The organism is Streptomyces sp. NPDC029956 (assembly GCF_055574655.1).
In genome coordinates this window covers 50,900-59,745 of the sequence record NZ_JBVHZJ010000053.1, presented here as the reverse complement: position 1 = coordinate 59,745, position 8,846 = coordinate 50,900, and the positions used below count along the sequence as shown (strand labels likewise).

General features: G+C 68.7%; 13 protein-coding genes and 1 pseudogene. 7 read left to right on the top strand and 7 right to left on the bottom strand.

The window, feature by feature from the left end; all coding sequences use genetic code 11:
• Positions 1–190: 190 nt before the first annotated feature.
• From ACZ4XX_RS31660 to ACZ4XX_RS31645, 4 genes and pseudogenes are all read right to left on the bottom strand, one after another.
• Positions 191–661: a hypothetical protein gene (locus ACZ4XX_RS31660; protein WP_468511300.1), complete on the bottom strand. Its 471-nt coding sequence runs from the start codon at positions 659–661 to the stop codon at positions 191–193.
• 480 nt (positions 662–1,141) lie between these two features.
• On the bottom strand, positions 1,142–1,699 hold the full coding sequence (locus tag ACZ4XX_RS31655; protein WP_468511302.1) for a DinB/UmuC family translesion DNA polymerase: 558 nt from the start codon (positions 1,697–1,699) through the stop codon (positions 1,142–1,144).
• Positions 1,700–1,735: 36 nt separating this feature from the next.
• A pseudogene (locus tag ACZ4XX_RS31650) lies at positions 1,736–2,101 on the bottom strand (hypothetical protein); the annotation flags it as partial.
• Between the two features lie 34 nt (positions 2,102–2,135).
• Positions 2,136–2,381, bottom strand: coding sequence for a hypothetical protein (locus tag ACZ4XX_RS31645; RefSeq protein ID WP_468511299.1), 246 nt, complete (start codon positions 2,379–2,381; stop codon positions 2,136–2,138).
• Positions 2,382–2,667: 286 nt separating this feature from the next.
• On the opposite strand from ACZ4XX_RS31645, the gene ACZ4XX_RS31640 reads away from it, so the two are divergent.
• Positions 2,668–3,006, top strand: coding sequence for a DUF6233 domain-containing protein (locus ACZ4XX_RS31640; RefSeq protein ID WP_468511298.1), 339 nt, complete (start codon positions 2,668–2,670; stop codon positions 3,004–3,006).
• A gap of 22 nt (positions 3,007–3,028) precedes the next feature.
• Here ACZ4XX_RS31640 and ACZ4XX_RS31635 read toward each other — a convergent pair whose 3' ends face one another.
• Entirely contained in the window at positions 3,029–3,223 is a 195-nt protein-coding gene (locus tag ACZ4XX_RS31635; RefSeq protein WP_382511825.1) for a hypothetical protein, read from the bottom strand.
• A gap of 47 nt (positions 3,224–3,270) precedes the next feature.
• The gene (gene ku, locus ACZ4XX_RS31630; protein WP_468511297.1) at positions 3,271–4,173 is read right to left on the bottom strand and encodes a non-homologous end joining protein Ku; all 903 of its coding nucleotides are present in this window, start codon (positions 4,171–4,173) and stop codon (positions 3,271–3,273) included.
• A 646-nt stretch (positions 4,174–4,819) separates the two neighbouring features.
• On the opposite strand from ku, the gene ACZ4XX_RS31625 reads away from it, so the two are divergent.
• The 3 genes from ACZ4XX_RS31625 (at position 4,820) to ACZ4XX_RS31615 (ending at position 6,025) form a co-directional block, all read left to right on the top strand.
• Positions 4,820–5,233, top strand: a complete 414-nt coding sequence (locus tag ACZ4XX_RS31625; protein WP_468511301.1) for a lamin tail domain-containing protein — start codon at positions 4,820–4,822, stop codon at positions 5,231–5,233.
• 325 nt (positions 5,234–5,558) lie between these two features.
• Entirely contained in the window at positions 5,559–5,771 is a 213-nt protein-coding gene (locus ACZ4XX_RS31620) for a hypothetical protein (RefSeq protein ID WP_468511296.1), read from the top strand.
• Positions 5,771–6,025 carry a hypothetical protein gene (locus ACZ4XX_RS31615; RefSeq protein ID WP_468511295.1) on the top strand — a complete coding sequence of 85 codons (255 nt, stop codon included), beginning with the start codon at positions 5,771–5,773 and terminating at the stop codon, positions 6,023–6,025. Before ACZ4XX_RS31620 ends, ACZ4XX_RS31615 begins: the two co-directional genes overlap by 1 nt.
• A 203-nt stretch (positions 6,026–6,228) precedes the next feature.
• On the opposite strand, the gene ACZ4XX_RS31610 is transcribed toward ACZ4XX_RS31615, so the two are convergent.
• The gene (locus ACZ4XX_RS31610) at positions 6,229–6,507 is read right to left on the bottom strand and encodes a hypothetical protein (RefSeq protein ID WP_468511294.1); all 279 of its coding nucleotides are present in this window, start codon (positions 6,505–6,507) and stop codon (positions 6,229–6,231) included.
• 424 nt (positions 6,508–6,931) lie between these two features.
• Here ACZ4XX_RS31610 and ACZ4XX_RS31605 point away from each other — a divergent pair, with 424 nt between their 5' ends.
• The 3 genes from ACZ4XX_RS31605 (at position 6,932) to ACZ4XX_RS31595 (ending at position 8,775) form a co-directional block, all read left to right on the top strand.
• Positions 6,932–7,450, top strand: coding sequence for a hypothetical protein (locus ACZ4XX_RS31605; RefSeq protein ID WP_468511293.1), 519 nt, complete (start codon positions 6,932–6,934; stop codon positions 7,448–7,450).
• 147 nt (positions 7,451–7,597) lie between these two features.
• Positions 7,598–7,876, top strand: a complete 279-nt coding sequence (locus ACZ4XX_RS31600; protein ID WP_468511292.1) for a hypothetical protein — start codon at positions 7,598–7,600, stop codon at positions 7,874–7,876.
• 203 nt (positions 7,877–8,079) lie between these two features.
• Entirely contained in the window at positions 8,080–8,775 is a 696-nt protein-coding gene (locus ACZ4XX_RS31595) for a hypothetical protein (RefSeq protein ID WP_468511291.1), read from the top strand.
• Positions 8,776–8,846 lie beyond the last annotated feature (71 nt).

Genomic DNA, 8,846 nt, shown 5'->3' with positions numbered 1-8,846 from the left:
GCTACGAACGCAAGCCAGAACACTTCCTCGCCTTCACCGCCATCGCCACCAGCCTCATCAACTACCGGCGACTCACCAAGTGAAACGACGTCTAAACACGGCCGTCATCAGGCGCTTGCGGATGAGGCTGCGGTGCCGCAGGAGCGTCCTGGTGCCTGCGGCGGCTGTGAACGCCGGGCGTTCACTCCCTTCATGGGGCAGCTGTACGGTCGAACTTCGTGATTCGCAGTTCCGCATCAGCGGTCTCAAGGGTGGTGGGTGAGCCGCCGAAGGTCTTCTCTCCCGGCTGCACACCAATAGCGAGCTCAGTTCCTTTGGCGACACGGACACCATGCGCGTTGACGGCCTCCCACTCCCACATGTAGTCCGCCTTCTCCGAAGTGCTGTTGACGACCGTCCACACGACCCAGATGCGGTCGGCCCCGAACGCTCTTGAGTCATCGATCTCGAAGTTCTTGAGGTCCGCTCGCTCCTTGCCCGGCTTCAGCGACGGCGTTGCCGACCGCGTCTGCTCGGCGGGATGGGGAGTGGCTGGAGCCGATGCCTCAGCCTCCTGTGTCCGTACAGGATTGGCCCCGTCGGCTCCGGAATCACAGGCGATCCCGCCAAATGTGAACGTACCGATAGAGAAAGCAACAAGAAACCTATACCGACCATTCATATCCCAAAAGGTATGAGTGGTTGTCGGTATCGACGCCCCAACATGCCATACGTGCCTGAACAACCCAGAGACATCTGTCAGGCACGAGCCCTGAGTGCTCCTTGCCTACATGCCTGACGCCCAGTTCGTACCCGCGATAACTACCGGACGCTGGAGCCGAGGATCTTCAACGCGGGGGGCGGGTCTCCTCCTTCTCCTGGGTCCGGTTGAGGTGGAGTCTGCCGGTCGTCCTCGTCGCCCTCCAGGTCCTCGCCGTGCTCGGTGATGAAGACCTGGCGCCCAGATGTAGGTGAGGACTGCCTCCTGGACGGTGAGCTCGCGGGCGAGCCGGTCGAGATTCAGGGCGAGGATCCCGTTGATATGGCCGTCGGCGATCTCCAGCCCGGAGCCGGCGCAGCGAAGCCGATCCTCCGCGTAACTCTCTCTACCGCCACAACCCGGTCGGATCCTCCCCAAGGGCCGTCAGAGAACGGCCAGGGATTAGCTCGCTTTGCGGTAGGCGCTGGCTGGGCCGGCGAGGCGGCGGCCGTACCGGGTGTTGATTCGGTCGAGGACAGGTTCCAGGGAGAGTCGGTTCTCGCGTGCGGGGTCCAGGGAGATTTGTGTGCCGGGGCCTTCGCCCGCGGGGCGGAGGTCTTCGACGGTCACGAGGAGGCGGCGGATCCGTGCGCGTTGGAGCGCCATGGAGTCCAGGATCCGGAAGACGGTGACTCTGAGGTCGTCGGTGTGAGCGGAGGGCTGGGGGAGGGTGCGGGTGCGTTCGACGGTGGAGCCGTCGGCGAACCGTACGGCCAGGGCGAGCTTGCGGGCGGTCTGGTCGCGGCCGCGGATCCGCTGCCCGAGGGTGGTGACCAGGTCCAGCAGGGCTGCCCGGACGAGGACGGGGTCGTAGACGTCGCGGTCGAAGGCGTGGAAGGCGCTGGTGGACTCGGGCATGCGGCGGGCGGTGACCGTGCGGGGGTCGATTCTGCGGGCGCGTTCGCGCAGGGTACGTCCGGCCTTGCCGCCCAGGACGCGGCAGACGACGGTCTCGTCCATCGCGGCGAGCGCGCCGATGGTGTGCAGTCCGAACGCCTCCAGCCGGGCGGCCTGGGCCGGGCCGATGCCGTGCAGGGCACGGACGGGCAGGGGCGCGAGGAACTGTTCGACGGCGCGGTGGCCCGGCAGGTGCAGGATTCCGGAGGTTCCGGGGTGCGCGGAGGTGGTCGCGGCGGTGGCCCAGGTGTCGGCGATGCCGATGTGGGTGTCGACGCCGTCTTCGCGAGCGCCTGGATCCGGAACCGGGCCGCCAGCCGGCCGGGCGCGGCCTGGAACAGCCGGCCTGCGCCGCGCAGCTGCGCGAGCGCGGCCAGGGGCGGGAGAGGCTGGACGACGGGGGTGAAGTCGCCGAGGAGGTCCAGGACGCGGCGGTGGCCGTCCGCGGTGGTGTCGGGGCGGCACCGCACGTGCCAGATCACGTTGTCCTGGTCGGTGCTCATGCCGCTGTCTCCTCGCGGTCGGGCCGTCCCGCGCGGACACGGTGCAGGAGGTCGCCCCGGCTCGCGGACGGGTGTGCCTGCCGGGTCCAGAACGGGTGGAAGTAGACCTGGACGGAGAGCCGGATCAGGCGCCGCCGCAGGTCCGTGACGCCCGCGGGGCAGGGGAGGGCGAGCTCCTCGTAGGTGCGGGTCCAGGCCTCCTGGGCGGTGACGAGGTCGTCGGGGAAGGGGTCGTGCCTCATACTTTCAATTAGAGCACGTGTTCGAATAAGGGTGCCACGTGTGGCACACCGGTCCCGGCAGAACGCGAGTCCTACCCTGACCCCGGCGCCCGGCCCGACCTCGAGGAACCGCCATGACCACCCCCGCTGCACCGGTCAACCTCCCACCCCAGCAGTGCCCACCCCCGCTCCTGGGCCACTGCGCCCGCTGCCAGGCCCCATGTCACCGGTACGGGTTCGGCGGCAACCCCCTGTGCCAGCAACATCAGCGAGAGGTGGCCGAGCAGCAGAAGCGCCCGGGTGCCTGATGTCCGAGCTGCCGCCAGACCTTCCACGGCTCCGGACCCTGGAGCACTGGCTCGTGCTGTCCCTGGAACGGGTCCGGCACCGGATAGCCGAGGTCGAGACCCGCGAGGCCGCACTGCGCCCCGTACGGCAGCTCCCGGAAGGCCCCGGCTGGGTCCTGTCCTTCCTGCGTGAGGGCGGGCGGCCGGTCGCGGACAGCGTCCACATCGGCGACTGCCGGCTCGCCGCGCGCCACCGGAAACCGCTCAGCCGCGAAGAGGCCCGCCGGGCGCTGACCGACGGCGGGATCCGGGCGTGCGAAATCTGCCGGCCCGACTCCGAACTCGGCATCCTCGACTGACGTACCGACGCCGGCGCGGCGTCTATCCGTCCGTGGGGAGCCGTCGGGCCAGGTTCGCGGCGAGCTGTCCGGCGGCCTGCCCGCGGGGTGTGAGGTCGAGCGTCTCCAGCAGCCGCATGTACTCGACAGCGTCCCGGGCTTCCGCCGCGGTCAGCAGGGGCAGGCGGGGCTTGTCCGCGTCCGGGTAGTCGCCGAGCACCGGCTCTTCAGTCTCCACACGGCGATCAACCCCTGGCCGCGTCCCCAGGACACGACCCGAACGGGTCAGGCGGTCTTCCGGCGGGTCGTCTTCTTCGCCGTGGCCTTCTTCGCGGCCGTCTTCTTCTTCGGCTTCGCGGGCATTTCGTGCACGGTCGCCTCGCCCCCGCCGGCGGTATCGCCGCGGCGTTCGCGGGCGTCGGCGACGGACTTCTCCAGCGCGGCCATGAGGTCGACGACCGGCGCGGGGGCCTTCTCCTCGCCCTCGGCGGGCTTCGGGGCACGGTGCTCGGCCTTCGCCTCGATGACCTCGTGGAGCGCCTCCGTGTACTGGTCGGTGACGTCCAGGTCGGTGACGGAGGCGACGGTCATCGTCTCCATCAGCTCGAGCGCGCCTTCGAGCTCGTCGTCGGTCAGCTCGGTCTCGGGCGGGGCGATCTCCTCGGAGGAGCGGATCTCGTCTCCCCAGTGCAGGCCGGACAGGAGCAGAGCGTCGCCAAGGGGGCGGAGCAGGCCGAGCCGTTCGCGGCCGCGGAGGGCGAACTTGGCGACGGCGACCTTCTCGTTGCGCTCGAGCGCCTTGCGGAGCAGCACGTACGGCTTCGCGGCCACCTGTCCGTCGGCGGTCAGGTAGTACGAGCCGGCGCCGTACTGGACCGGATCAACGGAGGTCCGGTCGATGAACGCGACGATCTCGATCGCCTTCGCCGTGGGCAGCGGCATGTCCGCCAGGTCCTGGTCCGTGATCGGGATGACGTGGTCCTTGCTGATCTCGTAGCCCTTGCCGATCTCGTCCTCGGTGAGGACCTGGCCGTCGATCTCGCACGTCTTGCGGTACCGGATCCGGCCGCCGTCCTCCACGTGTACCTGCCGCAGGGACACGTCGTGCTTCTCGGTCGCGTTCTCGAGCTTGCAGGGCACGGTGACCAGACCAAACGAGATCGCTCCGGACCACAGGGAACGGGGCATGCACACACCTCCACGGCCCCCCTAGGGCGTGCCCACAGGCTAGGCAGACCCGGCCCGTGATCGCACGCCCCGGCAGCCTGACGCCCCTGGACGCCAGGCCCGCGCCCGTTCACCCAGCGGGAGGGAAGGCTCCGGCCCTCGTGCTCACGACGGTACGAGCCTGCACCGACATCGCCCCGCGCCGGGCGACCGCTGAACCGGCAGCAAAATCACGCGAGTGTACGAGGGAGGCGGGTCTGTGCGAAGAAAAGTGCAGGACGCCTGTTACCCGCCCGCGTCACGCGACTGGCGGAGTGCGCCGGGTGGTGCTGTGGGTGGTGCGCCGGAGCGTGGAAGGGCTTGCCCGTGATCACTGGGCGGGTGGGTGTAGCTGTCAGTGAATGTCAGGGCCACGTCTGCCGCATATGCGTGCCGAGTGCAGGCGACAGTTACGGAAATATCCGTACCCCGTAACGGGGTCTGGGTGGCGTTCCGACGGGGTCGGCGGGGCGGCAGAGTTCGGGTCCTCGGCCCAGCACCGGACCGGGACCCGCACCGCTTCCACCAGCTTCTTTCGGCTGGTGGGGCACCGTTCTTGAGGAGACATCACTTGTCTGCTTCTTCGACCGCCCGCCGTATCGCCGCGACCGTCCTCGCGGCCGGCGCCATGGTCTCGATCGTCGCCCTGCCGGCCTCCGCCCACGACGGCGACCGTCACCGGACGCCGAAGGTGGAGATCAGCGCCGTCCAGGCCGACAGCCCCGGACGCGACAACCGCACCGTGCGGTCGCTGAACGCCGAGTGGGTCGAGATCACCAACAACACCCGCCACGCGATCAACCTCGACGGCTGGACCCTGAAGGACGAGGACGGCCACCGCTACAAGTTCAACGACTACCGCCTCGCCGGCCGGGCCACCGTCCGCGTCCACACCGGTGAGGGCCGCGACACCCGCACCGACCTGTTCCAGGACCGCCGCAACTACGTGTGGGACAACAACTCCGACACCGCGACGCTGCGCGACGACCGCGGCCGCACCGTCGACACCGAGTCCTGGGGCCACCGCCACCACCGCCGCTGACCCCAGCCACCGGTGCCCCGTCTTCCGCGCGTCCACAGCGGAAGGCGGGGCACCGGCATGTGATCGTCGGACACCGCAGATGCCTGCGGGCACGGGCTGGTCACGATTGGGAAACCGCGGATCGCATCAGCACTCAGAGGCCATAACCGCGGTATACGCCGCGCGCTCCTTCAGAAGAAGTTCGGCGTTCGCCTGGGGCTCGGTGTGAACTCGTCCACGCGGTTGCCGCACTGCCACCAGGGGCCCCAGACCGCAGTGTCCGTCCCCGTCCCTGAGAACTGATGCTGCGCTAGCCTCGGTTTGTACCCGACCGGCGGAGGACCCGATGGCGCACCTGATCTTCGACGAGGACGAGGCGCGGCAGCTCCGCGAGTCCGCCCGCGAACGCGCGGCTGCCGGCGAGGGCCTGCTGGCCTACACACTGGAGCAGCTGGCGGCCGAAGGAATCGACCTGTCTAAGGCCACCCCGTACGCGGAGGTCCAGGCCCGCCACGGGCTCGGAGACGCGGACGCCGCCCGTACAGCCGGCGCTGCTTGATGGCACCGAAGCACGGCCCCTGGCGCGCCCACGTCGTTCTCCACGACGTCGCGGAACGGCAGATCGACGAGATGGCCGACGCCGACCGCGAGGTCCTGGACGCCGCGATTGTCCGGCTATCCCTGGACCACCGGATCGGTACCCGGGGCGACGGGAAGCTGGAGTGGGAGTACCGCGACGGCCGAGTCCGGGTCGTGTACATTCCCACCGTCGTCGGAACGATCATCCTCGTCGCGTACGTCGAAGTCGACTGAGCCGTCGCCGACTTCGTCAAGGTCGGAGCACGCGCTGTCGTTCGTCCGGGTCACCGGCGTCCGGGATCGGCGGATCGGCGGCTGATGCCCGCTACGGTGAGCGTGGGCGGCGAGCTGACTGGTTGTTGGAGCGCTCCCTGTGTGCCCCCGCACCTCGGTGCGGGGGCACAGTACGTTCCCGAGAAACGACGCTAAGGCCGCTTTTACGGGGAGTCGGCCTGCCCGCGCCTTCCGTCGGTCTGCACGACGGCCCGCTCCTTCTTCGCGTCCCCGGCGCGCTCGATCCCCTTGATGCCGCCCATGAGGTAGCCGCCGATCGCTATGGCCGCCGCCGCGGCGGTGACGGCGTACAGCAGTCGCTCGCCCTTCGTGGTCTGGTGCGCGGCGTTCGGCGTGGGGGCGGTCCAGCGGTAGACCAGCCAGCCGATGGCCAGTGCGCCCGCGACTACGAGACCGGTGGCCAGATCGATGGTTACGTTCAAGGCGGCCCCTTGGGTCCGGGGGCCCGCCGCCAGGACTGGACATCTTCGAGGCGGGCCCCTGCTCACCGGACCCACTGCGGATCCGGTTTCCTCTCCTTCGTGGGAGGAGCCGGGCCTCGAAAGCACGAAGGCCCAACTTCCCTTTGAAGAAGGGAATTGGGCCCAGGACCCGTATACACAAAATTTCGGCACGCTGCACTCGTGTCCCAGTAGGTGAAACGGCAAGGGGTGCTTGTGAATTTGTGAAATCGCTGGTGGCAAGATCGCCCGTCCGCTGAGGGTCCAAGCGGTCTAGCTGGCCATGAGCGTCTTGGTTGGCCAGTGTGAACACGGCGGGCAGGCTTGGCCGTGAGCCGAGGTGCGGGACCCGGACGGTGCGACACCTCCCCGGACCTGTGTCGGACCTCGCTCATATGCTCGCTCGATGACGTCTTACGAAGGTACCCATCCCACCGCTCTCGTCCGGGTGGGTGACCAGCACGCACAGATCGACGAGCAGCTCGCACCCACGATCCAGGAGATCTGGGAGTGCGGGTTCGACACGTTCACCTGCTGCCAGGACGTCGGCGAGAGCAACGCGGATTGGCCTCAGAAGCTTCCGCACATGCGGGAGTGGGTGGAGTCCAAGCGCGGCTGGATGCTCATCGACTTCCCGGTCGACAGCGGCCTCGAGTTCCTCTCGGCCGTGGCGAACGCCGGCTCGCGGGACGCGTTCTACGTCCGGATGACGCACTGGGCGGCTCCGGACGCATGGGACGTGACTGTCAAGCCGATGGACGCGGCAATGTTCCAGGAGAAGCTGGCATCGGGCTTTCGTCTCCAGCTTTTGCAGGTGAGTTTCCCGGCGTACGACCTGCCGGAACTGACTCGACGCCTCCGCGAGCACGCCGCAGGCCGCTCGGTACCGCCCGCCCCCACCGACTGGACCACCGTCGGCCGCTAGGGTGTCCCCTCCGGACCACCTCCGCGCTCAACTGGCCGACTAGAACGCTCAGCCACAACTGATCAGTGATCGGGGCGGGCCGTCGAACTGCACCAGCGATCTGCCGATGCTCAGGAACGAGCGAGGTTTGGGCTCGTTACCTAGGGCATGGTTACCCTCCAGCAGACGACCGGAGTCATGATCGCCTGGGTGCAGTGCACGTGCGGCGCCACCGGCCCCTTCCTCCTCGCCACCGACCCTCTCGCCCCCTTCATGGGCAGCGGCGCCCGGCATGTTGAGACGGCACACCCTGGCCAGAGCCCTCTCCGTCTCCTGGAGCTACACACCCACGACGCTGCCGTCACCCGCAACACTCGCGCGCTCGACCGCGACGACCCCCGCCCCTGGCTCACCAGCCTGAACGCGGCGCTGCCCGCCGACTTCTGACAGGCCCTCCTCAGCGGAACCCCCGCGCGTACCTGCGGCCGGCGTCGACCGCCCGGGGGCTTGTCTGGCCCGCGGCGAGCGGCGAGACGTGGGGCTACCCGCCTTGATGTGAGTCCTGTATCTTTATTTATCGTTGGCTGCGCCGTCCAACGTTGCCGCACGGGCGTGCTCTCGACGTCCCGTCACCCGGAGGAGCGCCCGCGATGATCCACCCAGATCGGAAGCACCTCGTCCAGACACGGGAGAGGCTGGCGCAGGCCATGGGCATGGCGATGGGCACCTTCCGGAACAAGAAGCCCTATACCCAGCCCGGGTTCCCCGCTCCGATCAGCTCGGCTGGCGCCCGCACGCTGCTATGGGACAGCGAGCAGACCGCCGCCTACATTGCCGGCGAGCCCGTCCCCAACCTGCCATCCGGCAGCGCCACCAACGTGCTTCTGGACCGCCAGGAGGCCGCCGCCGAACTCGGCGTGACGCCCCGGACCTGGGACGGCTACGCCACTGACACCCGGCTCACCTCACACCTGGCCGACGTCCACGGCGTCGACCACTGGCCGCGGAGCATCGTGCGCGCCTTCCGGGACAGCCGGCCCGGGAAGGCGGCCGCGCCGGGCCGGCCGAAGGGCAGCACTGACGCCGTTCCCCGCGGTGAAGTCCGCAACCGGGTCGCCCTCCTCCTCAATGCCGAGCCGGCGATCACGATCGCCGGCGTCCAGGAGGTCGTCGGCGCCGCCTATGCCACCGTTCAGCGGATCCTGGCAGACATCCGAAGCGAACGGATCGCGACCCTGATGACGATGCACCCAGCGCTCTCTTTCGATCAGGCCGCGGACCGCCTCGGCTATCCGCTGGCAGTCCGCCGAGGTATCCGTACAGCCATGGACCAGAAATCTATCTGAACTATCCAGGAATTTCTGAACCAAGCTGATTCGCGTCAGAATAGAGACGCAAAGCCCACGCTTTACCCAAA

Excerpts from the sequence above, each read along its gene's own strand:
- ACZ4XX_RS31640 (WP_468511298.1), top strand. The coding sequence starts at position 2,668 with ATGTCCGAGCTGCCGCCAGACCTTCCACGGCTCCGGACCCTGGAGCAC.
- ACZ4XX_RS31625 (WP_468511301.1), top strand. The coding sequence starts at position 4,820 with ATGGTCTCGATCGTCGCCCTGCCGGCCTCCGCCCACGACGGCGACCGT.
- ACZ4XX_RS31595 (WP_468511291.1), top strand. The coding sequence starts at position 8,080 with ATGATCCACCCAGATCGGAAGCACCTCGTCCAGACACGGGAGAGGCTG.
- ACZ4XX_RS31655 (WP_468511302.1), bottom strand. The coding sequence starts at position 1,699 with ATGGACGAGACCGTCGTCTGCCGCGTCCTGGGCGGCAAGGCCGGACGT.
- ACZ4XX_RS31660 (WP_468511300.1), bottom strand. The coding sequence starts at position 661 with ATGAATGGTCGGTATAGGTTTCTTGTTGCTTTCTCTATCGGTACGTTC.
- ACZ4XX_RS31645 (WP_468511299.1), bottom strand. The coding sequence starts at position 2,381 with ATGAGGCACGACCCCTTCCCCGACGACCTCGTCACCGCCCAGGAGGCC.
- ACZ4XX_RS31605 (WP_468511293.1), top strand. The coding sequence starts at position 6,932 with ATGACGTCTTACGAAGGTACCCATCCCACCGCTCTCGTCCGGGTGGGT.
- ACZ4XX_RS31600 (WP_468511292.1), top strand. The coding sequence starts at position 7,598 with ATGGTTACCCTCCAGCAGACGACCGGAGTCATGATCGCCTGGGTGCAG.
- ku (WP_468511297.1), bottom strand. The coding sequence starts at position 4,173 with ATGCCCCGTTCCCTGTGGTCCGGAGCGATCTCGTTTGGTCTGGTCACC.
- ACZ4XX_RS31615 (WP_468511295.1), top strand. The coding sequence starts at position 5,771 with ATGGCACCGAAGCACGGCCCCTGGCGCGCCCACGTCGTTCTCCACGAC.
- ACZ4XX_RS31620 (WP_468511296.1), top strand. The coding sequence starts at position 5,559 with ATGGCGCACCTGATCTTCGACGAGGACGAGGCGCGGCAGCTCCGCGAG.